The 19,622-nt window shown below is 74.5% G+C and carries 17 protein-coding genes and 1 riboswitch; of the genes, 7 read left to right on the plus strand and 10 right to left on the minus strand.

All coding sequences use genetic code 11. The annotated features are described in order from the left end of the window. Window positions 1–108 precede the first annotated feature (108 nt). The 3 genes from ACSNN7_RS21320 (at window position 109) to ACSNN7_RS21330 (ending at window position 4,568) form a co-directional block, all read left to right on the plus strand. The gene (locus tag ACSNN7_RS21320) at window positions 109–1,620 is read left to right on the plus strand and encodes a D-ribitol-5-phosphate cytidylyltransferase (RefSeq protein ID WP_436682711.1); all 1,512 of its coding nucleotides are present in this window, start codon (window positions 109–111) and stop codon (window positions 1,618–1,620) included. Window positions 1,621–1,647: 27 nt separating this feature from the next. Then, a complete protein-coding gene (locus ACSNN7_RS21325) occupies window positions 1,648–3,363 on the plus strand; it encodes a CDP-glycerol glycerophosphotransferase family protein (protein ID WP_436682731.1) in 1,716 nt (571 codons plus the stop codon). A 269-nt stretch (window positions 3,364–3,632) separates the two neighbouring features. Continuing rightward, window positions 3,633–4,568, plus strand: a complete 936-nt coding sequence (locus ACSNN7_RS21330; RefSeq protein WP_436682712.1) for a peptidoglycan-binding protein — start codon at window positions 3,633–3,635, stop codon at window positions 4,566–4,568. Between the two features lie 49 nt (window positions 4,569–4,617). Here ACSNN7_RS21330 and ACSNN7_RS21335 read toward each other — a convergent pair whose 3' ends face one another. From ACSNN7_RS21335 to ACSNN7_RS21355, 5 genes are all read right to left on the minus strand, one after another. Then, window positions 4,618–5,373 carry an alpha/beta fold hydrolase gene (locus ACSNN7_RS21335; RefSeq protein ID WP_436682713.1) on the minus strand — a complete coding sequence of 252 codons (756 nt, stop codon included), beginning with the start codon at window positions 5,371–5,373 and terminating at the stop codon, window positions 4,618–4,620. Between the two features lie 102 nt (window positions 5,374–5,475). Continuing rightward, window positions 5,476–6,294 carry a C39 family peptidase gene (locus ACSNN7_RS21340; RefSeq protein WP_436682714.1) on the minus strand — a complete coding sequence of 273 codons (819 nt, stop codon included), beginning with the start codon at window positions 6,292–6,294 and terminating at the stop codon, window positions 5,476–5,478. A gap of 214 nt (window positions 6,295–6,508) precedes the next feature. Then, a riboswitch (cyclic di-AMP (ydaO/yuaA leader) is annotated at window positions 6,509–6,650 on the minus strand. A 301-nt stretch (window positions 6,651–6,951) separates the two neighbouring features. Next, entirely contained in the window at window positions 6,952–7,713 is a 762-nt protein-coding gene (locus ACSNN7_RS21345) for a hypothetical protein (protein ID WP_436682715.1), read from the minus strand. A gap of 152 nt (window positions 7,714–7,865) precedes the next feature. Continuing rightward, the gene (locus tag ACSNN7_RS21350) at window positions 7,866–8,357 is read right to left on the minus strand and encodes a hypothetical protein (protein ID WP_436682716.1); all 492 of its coding nucleotides are present in this window, start codon (window positions 8,355–8,357) and stop codon (window positions 7,866–7,868) included. 447 nt (window positions 8,358–8,804) lie between these two features. After that, entirely contained in the window at window positions 8,805–10,019 is a 1,215-nt protein-coding gene (locus tag ACSNN7_RS21355) for an acyltransferase family protein (RefSeq protein ID WP_436682717.1), read from the minus strand. A gap of 298 nt (window positions 10,020–10,317) precedes the next feature. Between ACSNN7_RS21355 and ACSNN7_RS21360 the strand changes: the two genes are divergently transcribed. The 3 genes from ACSNN7_RS21360 (at window position 10,318) to pseI (ending at window position 14,058) form a co-directional block, all read left to right on the plus strand. Next, window positions 10,318–11,643, plus strand: coding sequence for a polysaccharide pyruvyl transferase family protein (locus tag ACSNN7_RS21360; RefSeq protein ID WP_436682718.1), 1,326 nt, complete (start codon window positions 10,318–10,320; stop codon window positions 11,641–11,643). An 89-nt stretch (window positions 11,644–11,732) separates the two neighbouring features. Then, window positions 11,733–12,869, plus strand: a complete 1,137-nt coding sequence (locus ACSNN7_RS21365) for a glycosyltransferase family 2 protein (RefSeq protein WP_436682719.1) — start codon at window positions 11,733–11,735, stop codon at window positions 12,867–12,869. Window positions 12,870–13,005: 136 nt separating this feature from the next. Continuing rightward, window positions 13,006–14,058, plus strand: a complete 1,053-nt coding sequence (gene pseI / locus ACSNN7_RS21370) for a pseudaminic acid synthase (protein WP_436682720.1) — start codon at window positions 13,006–13,008, stop codon at window positions 14,056–14,058. Window positions 14,059–14,354: 296 nt separating this feature from the next. Here the strand turns inward: pseI and ACSNN7_RS21375 are convergent, their stop codons facing one another. The 4 genes from ACSNN7_RS21375 to ACSNN7_RS21390 are packed head-to-tail and all read right to left on the minus strand — an operon-like array spanning window position 14,355 to window position 16,998. Continuing rightward, window positions 14,355–14,789, minus strand: coding sequence for a hypothetical protein (locus ACSNN7_RS21375; RefSeq protein ID WP_436682721.1), 435 nt, complete (start codon window positions 14,787–14,789; stop codon window positions 14,355–14,357). Beyond that, window positions 14,773–15,519, minus strand: a complete 747-nt coding sequence (locus tag ACSNN7_RS21380) for an SDR family NAD(P)-dependent oxidoreductase (RefSeq protein WP_436682722.1) — start codon at window positions 15,517–15,519, stop codon at window positions 14,773–14,775. Before ACSNN7_RS21380 ends, ACSNN7_RS21375 begins: the two co-directional genes overlap by 17 nt. Continuing rightward, window positions 15,512–16,750, minus strand: a complete 1,239-nt coding sequence (locus ACSNN7_RS21385) for an AMP-binding protein (RefSeq protein ID WP_436682723.1) — start codon at window positions 16,748–16,750, stop codon at window positions 15,512–15,514. Before ACSNN7_RS21385 ends, ACSNN7_RS21380 begins: the two co-directional genes overlap by 8 nt. After that, window positions 16,747–16,998 (minus strand): phosphopantetheine-binding protein, encoded by a 252-nt coding sequence (locus ACSNN7_RS21390; RefSeq protein ID WP_436682724.1) that lies wholly within the window; start codon window positions 16,996–16,998, stop codon window positions 16,747–16,749. The genes ACSNN7_RS21385 and ACSNN7_RS21390 overlap by 4 nt, the downstream gene beginning before the upstream one ends. Window positions 16,999–17,087: 89 nt before the next feature. On the opposite strand from ACSNN7_RS21390, the gene ACSNN7_RS21395 reads away from it, so the two are divergent. Further along, window positions 17,088–17,597 (plus strand): GNAT family N-acetyltransferase, encoded by a 510-nt coding sequence (locus ACSNN7_RS21395; protein WP_436682725.1) that lies wholly within the window; start codon window positions 17,088–17,090, stop codon window positions 17,595–17,597. 46 nt (window positions 17,598–17,643) lie between these two features. Here the strand turns inward: ACSNN7_RS21395 and ACSNN7_RS21400 are convergent, their stop codons facing one another. Then, a complete protein-coding gene (locus ACSNN7_RS21400; RefSeq protein ID WP_436682726.1) occupies window positions 17,644–19,401 on the minus strand; it encodes a hypothetical protein in 1,758 nt (585 codons plus the stop codon). Window positions 19,402–19,622: the final 221 nt, after the last annotated feature.

Below are 19,622 nucleotides of genomic sequence, written 5' to 3' on the forward strand. Positions count from 1 at the left end.
ATAAGAGACAGGCCCCGTTGGGGCGACGCGGCCCGCGCGTTAAGGTTCAACCCGTCGCCACTCGGGCGAAATCTTTCGTTCAGACATCCCTGGAAGTGAGGATCGGCAATGACGCAGGACCACACCACTGGCCCGGACGCCGCACCGGAGACCCCGGCGCCATGGCGGCCCTCGCGGACGGTGGCGGTGGTGCTGGCCGGTGGCACCGGGACCCGGCTCGGCCTGGGCATCCCGAAGCAGCTGCTGAAGATCGCCGGTAAGCCGATCATCGAGCACACCCTGACCGTCTTCGAGGCCGCGCCGGAGATCGACGAGATCATCGTGCTGATGGCCACCGGCCACGTCGCCGACGCCCAGCAGATCGTCGACAAGGCCGGCTTCCGCAAGGTCAGCAAGGTGATCGAGGGCGGCGACACCCGCAACGCCACCACCCGGATCGCGCTGGACGCGGTGGGCGAGGGCGACGTCAACATCCTCTTCCACGACGCGGTCCGGCCCCTGGTCAGCGCCCGCATCGTGCGCGAGTGCGTGAACGCGCTGTGGACCTATGCCGCGGTCGACGTGGCGATCCCCTCGGCCGACACGATCATCCAGGTCGACGAGAACGAGTGCATCACCGACATCCCGGTCCGCGCCACGCTGCGCCGCGGCCAGACCCCGCAGGCGTTCCGCTCCGGCACCATCCGGGAGGCGTACCGGCGGGCCGAGGGTGACCCGGACTTCGCCGCCACCGACGACTGCGGCGTGGTGCTGCGGTACCTGCCCGGCACGCCGATCAAGGTGATCGACGGCTCGGACGAGAACATCAAGGTCACCCACCCGGTCGACGTGCACCTGGCGGACAAGCTCTTCCAGCTCGCCGCCGCCCAGGCGCCCCGGCTGACCGACCACCGCAGCTACACCGAGGAGCTGACCGGCCGGACGATCGTCATCTTCGGCGGCAGCTACGGCATCGGCCACGACCTGGCCGAGCTGGCCCGCCGCTACGGCGCCCAGGTCTTCCCGTTCAGCCGCTCCTCCACCGGCACCCACGTCGAGCGCGCCGAGGACGTCGAGGCCGCGCTGAAGACCGCCTTCGAGGCCACCGGCCGGATCGACCACGTGGTGGTCACCGCCGGCATCCTGGAGAAGGGCTCGCTGGCCGACATGGACCAGGAGACGATGGACCGGGTGCTCCAGGTCAACTTCGTCGGCCCGGTCATCGCCGCCCGGCAGTCGCTGCCGTACCTCCAGCAGACCAAGGGTCAGCTGCTGCTCTACACCTCCAGCTCCTACACCCGGGGCCGGGCCCAGTACGCCCTCTACTCCTCCACCAAGGCCGCCCTGGTCAACCTGACCCAGGCCCTGGCCGACGAGTGGGCCGAGTTCGGGGTACGGGTCAACTGCATCAACCCGGAGCGCACCGCGACCCCGATGCGGACCAAGGCCTTCGGCGAGGAGCCGGAGCACACCCTGCTCGCCGCCGAGACGGTGGCCCAGTCCTCGCTGGACGTGCTGATCTCCGACCTGACCGGCCAGGTGATCGACGTGCGCCGGGCGCCGGGCGAGCCGGCCCCGGTGCCGGCGCAGCCCACCGCCGCCGACCAGGACCGGGTGGCCAGCGGCGTCGACGCCGGCTGACCTCGACCGCGGAGACGAGTGCGCGACATGCGTGGTGACCTGGTCAGGAAACTGATCGCACGATGCCTGACCACCGGGCTGGCCGTGGTCGCGTTCCTGGTGGTGGCGCTGACCGGCGCCACCGGCTGGGGGCTGGCGCTGGCCGTGGCCGCGCTGGTCGCGGCCGGGGCGGAACGCCGGGTCCGGCCGGGCGCCGACATCAGCGCCGAGTCGGTGCTGCTCGCCGCCGGCATCCTGGTCGGGTACGCCCGCCGCCTCGACGGCGGCTTCGACCCGGCGCTGGCGCTCACCGCGCTGGTGCTGCTCGGCCTGGTGCTGCTGGTGGGGCCGCTGCGCGACGCCGGCAACCTGGAGATCCGGGCGGCGAACCTGCCGGTGCGCACCTGGACCCCGCTGGTCGCCGCGCGCCTCGGTGGCGCGCTGCTGGCGCTGCTCGGGGTGGTGGCGGTGGCCGCCGCCCTCACCCTGCCCGCCCTCGTCGCGCTGGCCGCCGCCCTGCTGGTGGCCGGCGCCTGCGCGGCGGTCGGGCTCGACCTGGCCCGCCGGCGGTTCCGGCCGACGGCGGGGGGCGGCCCGGTGGCCCGGGCGCTGCGGGCACACCAGCCGGAGTTCCTGCTCTACTTCTCCGCGCCTCCCGGCTCGGAGTACCAGGTCACCATGTGGCTGCCGTACCTGGAGCGGCTCGGCCGGCCGTTCGTGGTGCTGCTGCGGGAACCGGAGTTCCTGCCGAGCATCGCCGCCGCCACCAGCGCGCCGGTGGTCTACTGCCCCACCCTCAAGGCGATGGACGAGGCGCTGGTGCCGAGCCTGCGGGTGGCGTTCTACGTCAACCACGGCGCGAAGAACAGCCACTGCATCCGGTTCTCCCACCTCACCCACGTGCAGCTCCACCACGGTGACAGCGACAAGGCGCCGAGCGCCAACCCGGTCTCGGCGATCTTCGACCGGATCTTCGTGGCCGGTCCGGCCGCCGTCGAACGGTACGCCCGCGCCGGGGTGGAGATCCCGGCGGAGAAGTTCGTCGTGGTCGGCCGCCCGCAGGTCGAGGCGATCGAGGTACGCACCGAGCCGGCCACCGGCCTGCCGCATCCCACGGTGCTCTACACGCCGACCTGGACGGGGCACCACGCCGACGCCAACTACTGCTCGCTGCCGGTGGCGGAGACGCTGCTGCGCCGGCTGCTGGACCGGGGCGCGACGGTGATCCTGCGGGCCCACCCGTACACCTCGCAGAACCCGGCGTCGGCGCGGCAGCTGGCGCGGTTGACCGAGCTGCTCGCGGCCGACCGCACCCGCACCGGCCGGCAGCACCTCTGGGGTGCCGCCGCGAGCCGGGAGCTGTCCCTGGTCGACTGCGTCAACCGGGCCGACGCGCTGGTCTCCGACGTCTCCGGAGTGATCTCCGACTTCCTGTACTCGGGCAAGCCGTACGCGGTGACCGACATGGGCGTGGACGGAGACGACTTCGTGGCGCGGTTCCCCCTCGCGGGCTCCGGCTACGTGCTGCGGCGGGACATGTCCAACGTGGACGAGGTGCTGACCGGGCTGCTGGACACCGATCCGCTGGCCTCGGCCCGGTGGCAGACCCGCCGCCGCTACCTGGGTGACTTCCCGGCCGACTCGTACGCCGACGGGTTCCTCGACGCGGCCCGGCGCGAGCTGGAGCCGGGCTGGAACCCGCCGGTGCCGCGCGCGTCGCAGACCGGCACGCGCGACGACGCGGCCGTCTTCGGCACCGCCTGAACCCCGCACCCGACGCCCCGCGCCGCCCCGGCAGCGCGGGGCGTCGCGCTGTGTCCGCGCTGGTCAGAGGCACGGGAACAGGCCGTGCGGCGGCGCGCACGGCGAAAGTTATTTACAACTTCTCACCATTGTAAATATTTATCGCCGTCAGCATACTGGCAGCCGGGCGCGCGATCGACCGGCGGCGGCACGGCCACCGGTGACCGCGCACCGGCGACGCGGCGCGCCCCGACGCCGCTCGCCTCCCTCCGTCCCCCGGGAGTGCGCACATGCCATCACCCCTTCGCCGCGTCGCCTGCTGGCTCGGCGCGGCGTCCCTCGCCGTCCTGACCATGCTGGCCATGCCGGGCGCGGCCCACGCCGCCACCCCCAACTGGCCGACGCTGAGCACCGGCACCGGCGGCGCCAACGTCAGCACCGCCCAGTTCCTGCTCCGCCACCACGGCCGGACGCTCACCGTCGACGGGTACTACAGCGCCGGCACCGCCGCCGCCACCAGCTCCTTCCAGTCCGCCAACGGACTGGCGGCCGACGGGATCGTCGGGCCGCTGACCTGGGGCAAACTCGTGGTCACTCTGGATCCCGGCGCGAACAACAACGCCGTACGGGCGTTGCAGACGGCGCTGAACAAGTACGGCTACGGCCTCACCGTCGACGGCGTGTGGGGCGCCTCGACCACCACCGCGGTCTCCGCCTTCAAGTCCGGCCGGGGACTCACCGGCGGCACCACCGTCGGCGCCACCACCTGGCAGTGGCTGGTCGGCGGCGGTGGTGGCGGCGGCACCTGGGCCCCGGTCATCGACCGGTCGGTGCTGCCCCGCTCCGAGTACGACGACCCGCACCACGACTACCCCGCGATCGACCTGCCCACCCAGACCGGGGTGACCACGTACGCGATCACCGCCGGCACGGTGTCCCACGCCGGCGGCAGCTGCGGCTACGGCGTCGGGATCACCGGCGACGACGGCGCGTACTACCTGTTCTGTCACCTGTCGTCGCGCTCCGTCGCCGCCGGCGCCAGGGTCAGTGCCGGTCAGGTCATCGGGTACACCGGCGCCACCGGCAACGTGACCGGCCCGCACCTGCACATCGAGGTCCGCGTCGGCGGCGTCAACCGGTGCCCGCAGCAGTTGCTGCTGGCCATCTACGACGGTGCGACGGTGCCGGCCGCGGCCAGCCTGCCCAGCAGCGGCTGCAGCTACTGAGCGACCGGAGGTGGGCGGTCGGGCCCGGAGCCCGGCCGCCCACCATCGCTCACAGGTACGGGTCGAGCAGGGCGAGCACCGCCGCCGGGTCCTCCACGTGCGCGTTGTGCCCGAGACCGGGCAGGGTCACCACCGGCACGCCCAGCTCGGCGAGCTGCGCGTCGGTGACCATCGGGTCGTGCTCGCCCCGGGCCAGCAGCACCGGGACGTCGGTGGCGGCCAGCAGGGCGGGCAGCTCCGGCGCGCCGACCGCGAAGGCGGCCGGGTCCATGGCCAGCCGCCAGCGGCCGTCCTCGACGCGCAGGCCCGCGTCGACCGCCGGGTGGTCCGGCGCGAACAACCCGCCGAGGCCGGCCACCTTCAGGTAGCGGCGGGCCGCCTCGTCCCGGGTCGCGAACCAGGTCACCGGCCGCTCGGACAGCTCCCGCGCCCGGGCCAGCTCGGCCGGCGACCAGACCGCCTTGATGCCCAGCCCCACCACCGCGTCCACCGGCAGCCCCGCCTCGCGGGCGGCCAGCGCCAGCGCGACCACCCCGCCCAGGGAGTGCCCGAGGACCACCAGCCGCTCACCCGGCCGCGCGCCCTCGGCCGCCGGGCCGAGCCGCGCCGCGACCTGCCCGGCGAGCCCGGCGAAGGAGTACCCGGGCAGCGGCGGGGAGAAGCCGTGCCCGGCCAGGTCCGGCGCCAGCCAGCGGCCCGGCCAGCGGTGTTCCAGCAGCGGCGCCCAGGGCAGCCACACGTCGCCGGTGGCGCCCATCCCGTGCAGCAGCAACAGCAGGCGGCGGGTACCCGAGTCGTCGGTCATGGGGCGCAGTGTGCCACCGCCCGGTTCCGCCGCGCGAGACGCGCCGACGACGACGGGCACCACCCCCAGGGGGGCGGTGCCCGTACGTGCGGTGGTGCGAGGTCAGGCCGAGTAGCCGCGGGTGGCGATCCAGTTCGCCAGGTCGATGGTGCTGATCCAGTACGTCGGCACGTTCGGGTCCGCCGAGTCGGCGATCCGGACCGTGCGGCCGTCGTTCTTGTAGCCGACCACGGCGATGTAGTGGCCGCCCGGGAAGGAGTGCCAGCCACCGGCGGTGTCGGTGGCGGAGCCCGCCACGTTCGCCACGACACCCCGCCCGTCGTTGATGGTCTCGATGACGTCGGCCTGGAGCCGGTCGATCTGCGCGGAGCTGGGGGTGCCGTCGAACATCCGGGTGCGGTACGGGTCGCCCTTGACCGACTGGTTCAGGACCCGGGTGGTGTCCCGCGCCGAGTTGGTGCCCATCTCGGTGGTGCCGAGCGGGCCGACCAGCTCGTCCTGGCTGCGCTCGACGCCGGCCGCGCTGAGCGCGTGGCGCACCGCCGCCGGACCGCAGTTGTAGAACGTGTTCTGCGCCTGGTAGTCGATCCGCAGGACCTTGGTCGACGGCGGCTTGGGAGCCGCCTTGCGGGTCACGTCCGGGTCCGCCTTGGCCTTGCCGGCGGACGACGGCGAGGACGGGCGGTGGTGGGTGGTGGCGCGGTCCTGGCCACGGCTGGCGACCTCGTCCAGCCGGGGCGCCAGCTCGGCGGCGACGGCGGCCGAGGTCTGCTGGCGGGCGGGCGCCTCGTCGGCGAGCAGGGTGGTGGCACCGGAGACCAGCACGAGCGCGGCGGCCGAACCGGCGAGGAGCTGGTACGACCGCTCGCCGGCCAGCCGGCGCAGCTGCCGCTTCAGGGTGTGCTTCACGTGTTCCTCCACGGTACGAGGGCGGGAGCGGCGTGCCGGACCGGCGGGTGACGAGACGTCACCCGCGGTGTGAGGACCGGTGCAGAGGCCGCTCGGCGGGGGTGCGCCCGGGCAGTGGCCGGGCGGCGGGGTGTGGGCCGGGATCAGCGCGCGAGGGCGCGGCGGACCTGCGGGAACACCCCGGTACCGAGGTGGAGAGGGATGCGAGGGTGCTGCACGAAGTGGAAACTCCTTCCGACACCGCCTACCGGGTTAGCTGACGGATTCGGGCGGGAAGAACGCCCTACCGCGGGCCGTGGCCCGCGGATTCACCCCAGACGTGCGTGGGTCCCCGGTTCGTGAAAGTCACGATTGAGCGGGTCGGTGCGGCGTCGCCTCTTGCGATCGGAAACCGCACCGGACGGGGCGACACTACTGGCCGGTCCACCTGCCCGCCAAGCGTCCCCAGCTGCGTAAACATCATCGGGGCGACTAATTTGCCGTACAGTTCGGCACTGACGCCACTCAATGGGACGGACGTTTGTTACGGCACGGTCGGGTCACAACCGGACGGCCGGGCGGCAACGTCAGCGGATCGCGGCGATCGATGTCACCGACTGTTACGAGTGACCGTTTCCGTGATCGCGGTGACGCGGCTCACGAAATTCGGGTAACGATTCGGTCGCGGCGTCAGCCCACCCGGGCGGGCCGCCAGCGCGCCGCAGGCGCCGTCCGCGCCGCCCCCGTCGCCGCCCGTGGCGCGGGCACCCGCCCCGGACGCAGCCGCTGCGCCGCCGCGTACGCCTCTGCGCTCAGGGCACGGGCCGCCTCGGCGGCCAGTTCGGCGTCCCGCCACGCCGACCGCTCCCGTTCGGCCGCCGCCCGGTACGCGTCCCGCCGGCCGTCGCGGACCGCCCGGACCAGCAGCACCTCCTGCTCGACCGGGTGCCGCCGGGAGTCCCAGCCGTCCCGGTGCGCGAAGACGTCCCGCAGCCGCTCCACGGGCAGCTCGCCGCGCCAGTGGGCGGCCACCGCCGCCTGGTGCAGCCAGCGCTCCCGGCCCGCGTACTCGGCCGGCGTGCGGGGCGTACGCGGGGCGGGCAGTGCGGCGGCGCCGACGAACCGACGGGCGGCGGTCTCCGCGTCGTCGTACACCTCCCAGGCCCGGTCCATCTCCTCCTGAGCGGTCAGCCAGGCCTCCCGCCGCCGGCGGGCGGTCTGGGCGGCGCCGGCCGCGGCGACGGCGACCTCCTCGGCGTACCGGCGCAGGTCCGCCAGCTCCGTCGCGGGGCTGGGAGCCGGGGACGCCTCGACGGCCGGCTCGGCGGCGGTCTCCCGCTCCGGGCGGGCGACCAGCACGGTGAGCACGGTCAGGGCGAGCACGAGCAGGGCCGACCAGATGGCGGCGGCGGTCGGGACCTCGACGAGGAACTGGTAGACGACGGTGTTCATGGTCGGCACCTCCCGGAAGGGGGACGCGGATGAGGAGTCCGCACGCCGGCCCGGGGCGGCGGGGCGAGGCCGGGGGGCGTCGCACGCCGGTGGGCGGGTGCGGTGGCGTGGTTCTCGACAGGTGCGGTCGCGGGTCACCCCCGCGTGGGCGGTCAGCCGAGCGGCGGGGCGCGCGGGCCGCTGGCGCCGACGGCCGGCCCGGCCAGGGGCGGCGGCGCGGTGACCGGGTGGGCCGATCGGCCGGCCCGGTCGATCGAGGCGACCGGGTCGAACGGCACGACCGGCGGGGCGACGAGGGCGTGGCCCGCGCTCCGGGCGTCCCCGGCGCCGAGCGTCACGGCGGGACCGGCCGCGATCGTGCCGGCGGGGCCTGCGGCGATCGTGCCGGCGGAGCGGGCGGTGAGGTCGACGGCGGGGCTCGCGGTGAGGTGGACGGCGGCCGCGCGGACGGCGGACACGTCGGGCACCGCCAGGTCGGCGAGGGCCGGCGCGGCGGCCGGACGCGGGGCGGCGGCGCCCGGGCCGGTGTCGGACACGGCCGAACCGCCGAGGGAGAGCGCGACCGCCAGGGCGAGGCCGGTCAGCAGCCGGGAGCTCCAGCGCGCGACCCACCACAGGGGACTGGTGCGCGCGACCGGGAGCACGGCATAACGCTACCGCCGATGCCCGGTGATCGCAGCGTCGCCGGGCGTGTCGGCGCGGCACTCACGACCGCGCGACCGGTCGAGCGCCGCCCGTCTGCGGCGTGTCGGGCAGTCCCTCGGCAACGTCACCCCGACCTGCCGGCGAACCGCCCGGGGCAGCGCCGGTCCCGAGCACCTGCCGACGGGCGTCCTCACCGGGCCGGCACGGAGGGCGTGCCGTGTCCTCCCCCGGGCCACCACTTGCGGCGTGTCGGGCAGTCCTCCACGGATGTCACCCCGACATGCCGGCAAACGGCGCGACGCCGACGGGCTCCGCGGCCGCGGGCGGGCCGGAGCGGCCGGGGTGGACCGGTCAGCGCGACGGACTCCCGGGGCGGGCCGGAGCGGCCGGGGTGGACCGGTCAGTGCGACGGGCTCCGGGGCGGGCCGGAGGCCAGGGTGGACCGTTCAGTGCGGGTCGCGCGGGCCCGCGTACTCGATCGGTCGGCCCGCCGGAACGTCGGTGGCGGCCCCCCGGGGTGCCGGCGTGGCGCGCCGCGGCGGCGCCTCCCTGTCCAGGGTCGACGCGACGCGGGCGGGTCGCGGGCGGCGGCGGGGGGCCAGGCGGCGCATCATCGGCGTCTCCACCCAGCGGTGCAGCAGGGCCGCCAGCATCAGGTTCACCGCCAGGAAGCCGAGGATCGCCAGCGGGCCCCACCAGCCGGGCAGCCCGACGCCGAGGTGGCCGGTGGCGCGCAGCACGGTGACTATCACCAGCACGTGCACCAGGTAGAAGGCGAACGAGACCTCACCGAGCCAGACCAGCCGGCGGTGCCGCCAGGGCGAGGGCAATCCGCGTACGTCCGCGTCCGCCGCCGCGGTGATGACCAGGATGTACGCCACGGAGAGGATCGCGGCCCAGAGCTCGGCCCGGATCCACTGCCCCGCCACCACCCAGGTGACCACGAAGATGAGGCTGGCCAGCGGCAGTCCGGGGCCCCGCCAGCGGCCGCGCCGCATCAGCTCGGCCGCCGCCACGCCCAGCCAGAACTCCAGCGAGCGGACCACCGGGAAGATCTGGGTGAACCACCAGGTGCTCTCCTCCGGCACCAGCGCCTGCCCCGGCCAGAGCGCCACGATCAGCAGCGGCACTGCCGCCACCACCGCCCAGAGCAGGCCGGCGCGGGCCCGGCGCAGCGCCGGCAGCACCAGCGGCAGGCAGAGGTAGAAGAACAGCTCGCAGGAGAGCGACCAGCTCACCGTGTTGATGCTGTAGAAGTAGCCGGGCGTCGGGTCCCAGGCCTGCACGAGGAAGAGGCTCTCCAGCGCGGCGCGGGGCACGATGGTGTCGGCGAACCACCACATCACGAGCAGCGCCGCCGCCCAGGTCAGCACGTGGTTCGGGTAGACCTTGGCGAGCCGCCGCCGCCAGAAGTCGCGCCGCCGGTCCCCTTCGCGGGCCGACCAGACGAGCACGAATCCGCTGAGGATGAAGAAGAACTGCACCCCGGACAGGCCCAGGGTGAAGAGCCCGCCGACGACCGCCTGGTAGTCCGGCTCGCCGACGATCCGCATGGTGCCCGCGTGGTACCCGAAGACCAGCATCGCGGCCACCCAGCGCAGCCCGGTCAGCGAGGGCAGCCGGCTCGCGGCGGCCGTCGGTGCGCCCACCGCGCTCGTCATGCCGGGCACTCCGCCGTCGCCACGCTCACCCGCACGTACCTCTCCTCCCCCGGCCGCTCGCCGCCGCGACCGCGGCCCGGCGCCGGACGGTGGCACCGGTCGGGCCACCGTCCGGGGACCCTACCGGCCGGTCGAGCCGCCACCAGCAGGCCGGGGGACGCGTTGTCATCGGGAGATGTACGTCGGCTGTCGATTGCCCTAATATTCCCCGGACCCGCAGCCGACGTCGTGCCCGGTGCGGGCCGGCCGGCGTCCTGTCCCGGGCCGCCCCGGCACGCGGACCACGAATGGAGCGGCGATGCACCAGCGGATCCTGATGCGGGCGAAGAAGGGCCCGTTCGACGTCCGCTCGCCCGAGGAGGCCTTCGAAGGCGACTGGATCGGCGTCAACAACGGCAACCTCGTCTTCAGCCACGCCGCGCACAAGCTGCTCAGCACGACGACCGCCGAGATCACGCCGACCGAGTTCAAGGTCAACCCGCGCGACGCCGACGAGATCAACGAGCGGTACGACGTCTACGTCGTCCCCCTGGCCAACGCCTTCCGGCGCAGCTACGCCCACCGCATCGAGCTGATGACCCGACTGGTCGAGCGGCTGAAGATCCCGGTGGTGGTGCTCGGCGTCGGCGTCCAGACCGACGTGGCGGGCGACCGCGAGTACCTGCGCCCGATCGACGACGTGGTCAGCCGGTTCGTCCGCGCGGTGCTCGACCGCTCGCCCAGCATCGGCGTACGCGGCGAGATCACCGAGGGCTACCTGCGCACCCTTGGCTTCTCGGCCGTCGACGTGATCGGCTGCCCGTCGATGTTCCTGCACGGGGACCGGCTGACGGTGCAGAAGACCAAGCCGACGCTGGAGCCCGAGGACCGGGTCGCGCTGACCGTCTCCCCGTACGTCAAGTCGATGGCGAAGATCATCGCCTCGCACCACCAGCGCTATCCCAACCTGCGCTACCTGCCGCAGGACCTGACCACCCTCGGCACGCTGCTCTACGGCGACGCCCCGGAGGATCGGGGCAAGACCAGCCCCATCCCGGTGCACACCTCGCACCCGCTCTTCGTCGAGGACAAGGTGCGGATGTTCCTCGATCCGTGGACCTGGATGGACTACCTCGCCGGCTTCGACTTCGCCTTCGGCACCCGGATCCACGGCACCATCACCGCGCTGGTCGCCGGCACCCCCGGCTACCTCTTCGCGCACGACTCGCGGACGCTGGAGCTGGCCCGGTACTTCGACATCCCGCACCGGACGATGAAGCAGGTGCCCGCCGACGTGGACGCCGCGCAGCTCTACGCCGAGGCGGACTACACCGCCCTGCACGCCGGTCACCGGGCCCGCTACGAGCGGATGGCCGCGTTCCTCGCCGCGCACCGGCTCGGCAACGCGTTCGACGACGGCGACGCCACCACCCGTTTCGACGAGCGGGTACGCGCCACCAGCTTCCCGCCCGCCGTCCGCCCGGCCACCGCGACCTCCCCGGAGGCCCTGCTGGAGCGGATCCAGTGGCTGCGGGACCGCAACACCCAGCTGGGCGGCCAGCTGCGGGCGCTGGAGGAGCAGCGGTTGCGGGCCCGGGTCAGGCGGGCGGTCGGCGCGCCGGTGCGGCGGATCCTGAGTCGTTAACCCGCCGCTCGGGCGCTGTTCAGTAACTCCATCTCCCCCGGATACGTCAGGTTCCGGGCGCGTCCACCCGGGTGCACCAGGGTGGCGGCGTGGTCAACGAGCCGACGCGCGCCACCGTCCTGCTGAGCATCGTGGTGCCGGTCCACGGGGTGGAGGCGTACCTGTACCAGTGCCTCGAGTCGATCCGGGCGGACGTCCCGGCCGGCGACCGGGGCACGGTCGAACTGGTCGCCGTCGACGACGCCTCCCCGGACCGGTGCGGCGACATGCTGCGTTCGTACGGCGTCGGCCGGCCCGAGGTGCGCACCGTGCACCTGAGCAGCAACGTCGGTCTGGGGCCGGCCCGCAATGCCGGCCTGGAGGTGGCGACCGGCGAGTACGTCTGGTTCGTCGACAGCGACGACTGGCTGCCGCCGGGCACCATCCCCGCGGTGCTGGACCGGCTGCGCGCGCACCGCCCCGACGTGCTGCTCGTGGATCACGTGCGGGTGCACGAGGGCGGGCGGCGCGAGCTCGACGCCAGCAGTCCGCTGCTGCGCGGCGTGCCGGACGTGGTGCGCCTGGCGGACCGGCCGCAGCTGCTGCGGGTACAGCACACGGCCTGGAACAAGGTGGTCCGCCGCGCCTTCATGGACGAGCTGGAGCTGCGCTTCCACCCCGGCTGGTACGAGGACATCCCGTTCAGCCACCCGCTGCTGATCGGCGCGGAGAAGATCTCGGTGCTGGACCGGGTCTGCTACCTCTACCGGCAGGGCCGGCAGGGGGCGATCACCTCCACCCGCAGCGGCCGGCACTTCGACGCCTTCGACCAGTACGACCGGCTGCTGGACTGGGTCGGGCGGCGGTACCCGGACGAGCGGCTGCGGGCCGAGCTGTTCGGGCTGATGGTCAGCCACATGCTGGTGGTGGTCGGCAACGACGACCGGCTGCACCCGCACCTGCGCCGGGAGTTCTTCCACCGGGTGGCCGCGCAGTACCGGCGCCACCTGCCGGCGGGCGGCTACCCCCGCCCCGGCGGGGTGGTCGGGCTCAAGCACCGGCTGGTCGGCCGGGACAGCTACCTCGCGTACGCGGTGCTGCGGCACGCCCACCGGCTCGCGGGTCGGCTGCGCCGGTCCGCCGCGGCCCCGGCCGGCACCGCACCACCCGCCGTGAACCGGGCCGCCGCCGGCGGGGCGGACCGGGCCGAGGTGACCGACGCGCTGGCCGGTCACGGCACGCCGTGACGACGGGTCCAGTCGTACCGCCGTGGGCGTCCGGAGCCGGGCCGGACACCCACGGCGGGACAGTTTTCCAGGTCGTCCACGGACGACGAGGCAGGGACCGCGCCCGGGCGCGGACGCACAGCGGAGAGAGGTCGGCATGACGACGACAGTGAAGATCGGACCGCACGTGGTCGGGACCGGGGAGCGACCCTTCGTGGTCGCCGAGATGTCCGGCAACCACAACGGTGAGCTGGACCGGGCGCTGGCCATCGTGGACGCGGTGGCGGCCAGCGGCGCGCACGCGCTCAAGCTCCAGACGTACCGGCCGGACACCATCACCATCGACGTCGACACCCCGGCCTTCCGGATCTCCGGCGCGCACGAGCTGTGGGGCGGGCAGAACCTGTACCGGCTCTACGAGCGAGCGCACACGCCGTACGAGTGGCACGCGCCGATCTTCGCCCGGGCCCGCGAGCGGGGACTGACCGTCTTCTCCTCGCCCTTCGACGCGACGGCGGTGCAGTTGCTGGAGGAGCTGGACGCGCCCGCGTACAAGATCGCCTCGTCGGAGCTGGTGGACCTGCCGCTGATCCGGCTGGTCGCCGGCACCGGCAAGCCGCTGGTGATCTCGACCGGGATGGCGACGGTGGCCGAGATCGACGCCGCGGTGCGCACCGCCCGCGAGGGTGGGGCCGGTGGCATCGTGCTGCTGGCCTGCACCGCCTCCTACCCGGCCCCGCCGGCGGACAGCAACCTGCGCCGCATCCCCGTGCTCGCCGACGCGTTCGGCGTGCCGGTGGGCCTCTCCGACCACACCCCCGGCATCGGTGTGCCGGTGGCCTCGGTGGCGCTGGGCGCCTGCTTCATCGAGAAGCACGTGACGCTGGACCGCGCCGACGGCGGGGTGGACTCGGACTTCTCGCTCAACCCGGACGAGCTGGCCGCGCTGGTGGTCGAGTCGGGGCGGGCGTACGCGGCCCTCGGCGGCACCGCGATCGGTCCCACCCCCGCCGAGCGGGAGGGGCTGCGCTTCCGCCGCTCGCTCTACGTGGTGGCGGACGTGCGGGCCGGCGATCCGGTGACCGCCGACACCGTGCGGTCGATCCGGCCCGCGGGCGGGCTGCCGCCGGTGGAGATCGAGAAGGTGCTGGGCCGCACCTTCGCCGTCGACGTCCCGCGCGGCACCCCGTTGAGCTGGGATCTCATCTGAGCCGTCGCTGACCGACACCGGCTCCGGGCTTCCGGGGCCGGTGTCGCCGTCTGCCGGCCGGCCGCGGTGTCCTGGCTTCCTTTGTGGAGCTGATGTCGTGAACGACTCAGCCGACCAGGGCTGCGGCTCCGCACAGGCGGCGCCGCGGCCTCAGGCGGCATAGCGCGGCCCCAGGCGCCGCCGCACGGAGTGAGGCGCCGCCTCACGGCGTGAGGCGCGGCCGCACGGCGTGAGGCCCCGCCGTGCGAACCGAGCCGGCAGGCCGAGCGGGACCCAGCGCGGCGCGCGGCGGTCGGTCAGGGCGCGAAGGCGACGGTCACCACCACGTCGTCCAGGCGCAGGGTGCGCCACACCGCCCGGCTCTGCGGGGGAACGGCCAGCCCGTGCCGCCGCCACCAGGCGGCCACCGGCACGTCGGCCAGCTTGCAGAGGCTCTCCGCCCGGGTCCAGCGGGCCCAGAAGTCGGCCCGCCCGAAGCGGTGCGCCAGTGCGGGCGGGACGTCCGCGTCGGCCCGCTCGGCGTCCACCGCGACCCGCCAGCCGGGGGTCGGCGGGCCGTACCAGCCGACGCAGCGCCCGTCGTCGAGGTGGCTGCGGGTGACGGCGTACGCCAGGTCGGCCGGCCGGCCCACCCGCAGGTGCCGTTCGGCGGCGCCGAGCAGGGCCGGCACCGGCCGGGGCGCGCCGACGGCGGGCCCCGGCCGGAGCGGGGCGTCAGATGGAGGCCGCACCGTCCACCACGATGACATGGCCGTTGATGTTGGTCTGCTCGCGCAGCAGCATCCGCACCACCGGCACGACCTCCTCCGGCTCGGTGAGGTGGCCGGTCGGGGTGCGCCGGACGATCTGGTCGAGCTGGGTGCTGCCCAGCACGGCGGACATCTCCGAGGCGAAGAAGCCGGGTGCCACCGCGTTGACCAGCATCCGGCCGCCCAGCTCGCGGGCGAGCGAGCGGGTGGCCGCGTCCATGCCGCCCTTGGTGGCCGAGTACGCCACCAGCCCGGGAAAGCCGCGCTGGGCGCAGATCGAGGTGACGTTGACGATCCGCCCGCGCAGCCCCTTGCCCAGCATCCGGCGGATCACCAGGCGGGTGAGCTGCAACGGTGCGGTCAGGTTGGTCTCGATGATCCGGGCGATGTCGGCGGTGGAGGTGTGCACGTGCAGAGAGTCCTGCCCGACCGCGGCGTTGTTGACCACGCCGTCGATCGGGCCGAGCCGCTGCTCCACCTCCCGGACGAAGGCCTGGGTGGCGGCCGCATCGGTCACGTCGACGGCGCCGACGTGCACCCGGTCGGGATGCATGTCGGCCAGCTTCTCCAGCTCTGGCGTGACGGTGCGGGCGAAGGCGGCCACCCGGACGCCGGCGTCGAGCAGGTCGGTTACGATGGCCAGGCCCAGCCCCCGGGATCCGCCGGAGACGAGGACCACGGTGCTGGGCGGGACGAGCGGGGAGTCAGACATCGCTCTTCAACGTCTCCTTGACGGGAATCTCGGTGAACATGCGGATGCGGCGCGGCACCGCGTACTCGGGGAGCCGGTCGGCGCACCAGCGCACCAGCGTGGCCTCGTCCAGCGGCTCGCCGGACGGCGTCGGCACCACCTCGGCGACGACCATCCGGCCGAGCACCGGGGCCCGCCGACCGCTGACCCGGGCCCAGGCCACCCGTGGGTGGGCGGTGAGCACGCCCCGGACCAGCCCGGCGGAGACCTTGCTCCCGCCGACGTTGATCTCGTCGGAGTCGAGCCGGCCGGTGATCAGCACCCGGTCGTCGACGATCTGCACCCGGTCGCCGGTGCGCACCGGCCCGGCCAGCCCGGCCCCGTGGTACGGCGAGGTGACCACCAGCTCGTCGCCGTCGACGGCGAGCCGGGGCCGGCCGGGCACCTCGCGGTCGAGCCAGTCGACCGGGAAGCCGGCGCGGCCGTCGTGCACCACGATGGACGCGCCGACCTCGGAGGAGGCGTAGATCCAGGAGATCCGGGCGGCCGGGAAGACCGCGCGGAGCTGGTCCAGGACGGCCTGGTCGACCGGCTCCCCACCCAGGGTGAGCTGGCGCAGCGGCACCCGGGCCAGGGCCGCGCCGTCGCGGTGCAGGGTGCGCCGCCAGAAGGTCGGGGTGCCCGAGGCGGCGTCCACGCCGTGCGCGGCGGCGACGGCCGGCCACTCGTCCAGCTCGTCCGGGTCGATGACCACGAGGTGCTGCCCGGGCTGGGTCAGCGACAGCGTCACCACCTGCCACCAGGCGTACGTGCCGGGGGCGTACGGGCAGAGCCAGGTCCGCGACGGCTGGGCGCCCCGGACGGTGGTGAGCGACTCCAGGGTGTGCCCGACCCGCTTGGGCCGCCCGGTGGAGCCGGAGGTGAGCAGCCAGAGCCGGCCGGGCTCGGCCGGGCGGGTGTTCGTCGGCGGGACCGTCACCGGCCCGTCGGCGTCGAGTGTGGTCAGCGCGAAGCCGGCCGCGCGCAGCTCGTCGCGCATCGCCGGGTCGAGCCGGTGCGCGGTGCTGAGCAGCAGCTCGCTGCCGTGCACGGCGTGCTGCCGGGCGGCCGTCAGGGCGTCGGCGGAGCCGGCGGCGAGGACGGCGGCGGGCGACGGCAGGGCCGGCGCGGGCAGGGCCCGCCAGGTACGCGCGACGCCGCCGACGACGACCCGGTTGTCCAGGCCGGCCGGGGTGGAGGTCGCGACGGTCACTGCCGCTGCAGCGTGCCGAGGAAGTCGAGCACGTCGCCCACGGTGGCGATCCGGCGCAGGCCGGGGGCGTCGAAGTTGAGCTCCTCCCCCGTCTCGTCCTCCACCCGCAGGGCCAGCTCGGAGAAGTCCAGCGACCGGAAGCCGATCTCCCGCAGGTCGGCGTCGTCGTCGTCCGGGAGCACCTTGCCCTGGTTGGCGAGGACCTGCGCCATGAGGTCGCGGATCTGCGCGCGACTCAATTCGTTCATGCGGCGGAGTGTACAGCCCCGGAATTGCCCTCACCATTTCCCGGGTAGGGTTTCCGAGGCCCGCAGGAATCGGACGGAAAGAGGTCGGCGTGCTGCGTGAGGCGACCGAGGACGACGTTAACCTGATGTTGTCCTGGCGTAATCAGGAAACCAACCGGCAGGTCAGCAAGAACAGTCATGAGATCACTGCGGCGGAGCACGCCGCGTGGTGGTCGCGGGTGCGGGCCGACCCCGGCCGCCGGGTGCTGGTGTACGTCCACGACGGCCGGCCCTGCGGCGTGGTGACCTTCTTCGACCTGCGGCTGGACGGTCCGCGTACCGGCTCGTGGGGTTTCTACCTGGACGCCGAGGGGCTGGCCGAGCGGGGCGAGACGCTGCCGGTCTGGCTGGCGGTGATGCGGGCGGCGGTGGACCACGCCTTCGACGAGTTGCGCCTCGACCGGCTCGACGGCGAGGTGCTCGCCGACAACATCGTGGTACGCCGGATGAACCGCCGCTTCCGGTTCGTCGAGGGCACCGAGGAACGCCAGGTGCACGACGGCCGGGAAATCGGCGTCGTCCCCATTTCCCTGCACCGGGACAATCGTCACCGGCGCTGATGTCGGCAATTGTCCGCCGCGCATTAACCGGTCGGCCATTTGCCGTTCATCCGGCGGCCGGAAACATCGTCCAGGCGCGCCGCCAGGCCGCCCAGTGCTGGCCGGGATTGCCGCCGAGGCGGACGAATCCGTAGCGGGCGCCGTCCCAGTCGTCCGGGGCGCCGGGCGCCCACCGGGCGAAGACCACCTCGGCGCCGGGCGGCGGCTGCTCGGCGAACCACCGCACGTCGGTCCAGGTCACCTGATGGCTCAGGTTGAACCGCAGGATGTAGTGCACCCCGACCGAGGCATGGACCCGCTCGCCGGGGCGTATGCCGAGGTCGGCGACGCGCGGGGTCGGCGCGGTCGCCGCCACCATCGGCCGGACCAGCCGGTCGGTGATCACCTGCATGGTGGCGAGGTTGACCACGACCAGCGCGGCGAGCACGGGCACCCGCAGCCGCGGCGCCCGGACGGCGGCGACCAGCAGCACGCAGGCCAGCGCGCCCACCGCCGCGCCGGTGAACGGGCGGAACTCGCGCCAGCCGCCGGTCAGCGCCATCAGGTCGGGCGCGCCGAAACCGCCGTAGCGCAGCTCGTGACCCCGGCTCGCCACGTAGGCGAGCCGGGCGGCGATCAACGCCGCGCCCGCCACCAGCAGCCCCAGCGCGACGGCCGCCCGGCCCAGCAGCACCCGGTACGCCACGGTGAGCAGCACCGCCACCCCCACCAGCAGCCAGAACGGGGCCAGCATCTGCACGTACCGCCCGTAGATGGCGTCCAGCGGCTTGGTGGTGATGCCGGCCAGGATCACCGACGCGCCGCCGGCCACGCCGGCGCTGGTCACCAGCGCGACGCCGAGCGTCCAGCGGACGGCGGCGTCGCGGCCGGGCCGGCGCAGCTCGCGCAGGGCGGCGGCCCAGGCGATCCCGGCCAGCCCGAACGTGATCACCACCAGGTACCAGAGCTGGGTGGCGACGGCCGCCCCGAGCCGCAGCAGCCCCTGACCGGAGGCGACGGCCCGGACGGTGCCGCCCCCGGGCGGGTTTCCGAGCAGGTAGACCCGGTCGCCGAGCAGCCGGATGCCGGCGGCGTTCACCAGGGCCAGGGCCAGCACCGGCAGCACCGCGGCGAGCACCTGCGCGGGGGTGGCCCGGCGGCGGACCAGCAGCAGCAGGACCAGCCCGGCGTGCACCGCCACGATCACCAGGCCCCGGGAGTGCAGCAGGTGGAACGCGCCGACCAGCGTGCCGGCCAGCGCGGCGGCCGGCACCCCCGGCCGGGCGATCCACCGGTGCACGGCCAGCAGCCAGGCCAGCACCAGCGGCGCCAGCACGGCGTCGATCATCGCCACCTGGGCGTAGAAGGCGGTGGCCGGCAGGGTCGCGGCCACCGCGGCGGCGACCAGCGCGGACGACCGGCGCAGCGCGAGCAGGCGGCGCGCCAGCAGGTACGCCAGCGGCAGCACGGTGGCGTTGACCGCCGCGTTGATCAGCTGCACCAGCCGGTAGCTGGCGGTGAAGTCCCGCTCGCCGAGGAACGCCGGCGAGATCAGCATCGGGTAGCCGACCCGGCGCAGCGGCCCGTTCTCGCTGCTGAAGCCGCCCGGCCCGCCGGCGAGCGCCCGCGCGGTGTTGAGGTAGCTGTCCTCGTCGGTGTGCGCGATCGGCAGCGCGACGTGCCGGGCCAGCCACATCCGCCAGGCCACCCCGGCGAGCCAGCCCAGCACCAGCAACGCGGGTACCAGCCAGCGCCGCCGGGCCGGCGACGCCGCCGCCTCGGCCGGGGCCGGAGCCCGTCCCCGTACGTCGGTACCGGACGCCATCGTCGCCTCCTGCTCGCTGGGTGACCCCGGCGACCGTCGGTCGGCAAGGGTCGGTGCCTGGTGCCGGCCCACCGCCGCGCCCGCCAGGTCGTGGACACACGAGCCGGTTGGCGGGAGCGGAACCGGTCCACGACCTCCGGCGGGCGAGGACGGGGTGCGGTCGATCCGGGCGCCGGAACGGTGGGGGTGGCCGGCGGTCGGAGCCGCCGGGGCCGCGCGGC

This window comes from Micromonospora sp. URMC 105 (genome assembly GCF_051386295.1).
GTDB lineage: Bacteria > Actinomycetota > Actinomycetes > Mycobacteriales > Micromonosporaceae > Micromonospora.

Coding starts and splice junctions, on each gene's coding strand:
- ACSNN7_RS21320 (WP_436682711.1), top strand. CDS start 109: ATGACGCAGGACCACACCACTGGCCCGGACGCCGCACCGGAGACCCCG.
- ACSNN7_RS21325 (WP_436682731.1), top strand. CDS start 1,648: ATGCGTGGTGACCTGGTCAGGAAACTGATCGCACGATGCCTGACCACC.
- ACSNN7_RS21330 (WP_436682712.1), top strand. CDS start 3,633: ATGCCATCACCCCTTCGCCGCGTCGCCTGCTGGCTCGGCGCGGCGTCC.
- ACSNN7_RS21335 (WP_436682713.1), bottom strand. CDS start 5,373: ATGACCGACGACTCGGGTACCCGCCGCCTGCTGTTGCTGCTGCACGGG.
- ACSNN7_RS21345 (WP_436682715.1), bottom strand. CDS start 7,713: ATGAACACCGTCGTCTACCAGTTCCTCGTCGAGGTCCCGACCGCCGCC.
- ACSNN7_RS21355 (WP_436682717.1), bottom strand. CDS start 10,019: ATGACGAGCGCGGTGGGCGCACCGACGGCCGCCGCGAGCCGGCTGCCC.
- ACSNN7_RS21360 (WP_436682718.1), top strand. CDS start 10,318: ATGCACCAGCGGATCCTGATGCGGGCGAAGAAGGGCCCGTTCGACGTC.
- pseI (WP_436682720.1), top strand. CDS start 13,006: ATGACGACGACAGTGAAGATCGGACCGCACGTGGTCGGGACCGGGGAG.
- ACSNN7_RS21380 (WP_436682722.1), bottom strand. CDS start 15,519: ATGTCTGACTCCCCGCTCGTCCCGCCCAGCACCGTGGTCCTCGTCTCC.
- ACSNN7_RS21390 (WP_436682724.1), bottom strand. CDS start 16,998: ATGAACGAATTGAGTCGCGCGCAGATCCGCGACCTCATGGCGCAGGTC.
- ACSNN7_RS21400 (WP_436682726.1), bottom strand. CDS start 19,401: ATGGCGTCCGGTACCGACGTACGGGGACGGGCTCCGGCCCCGGCCGAG.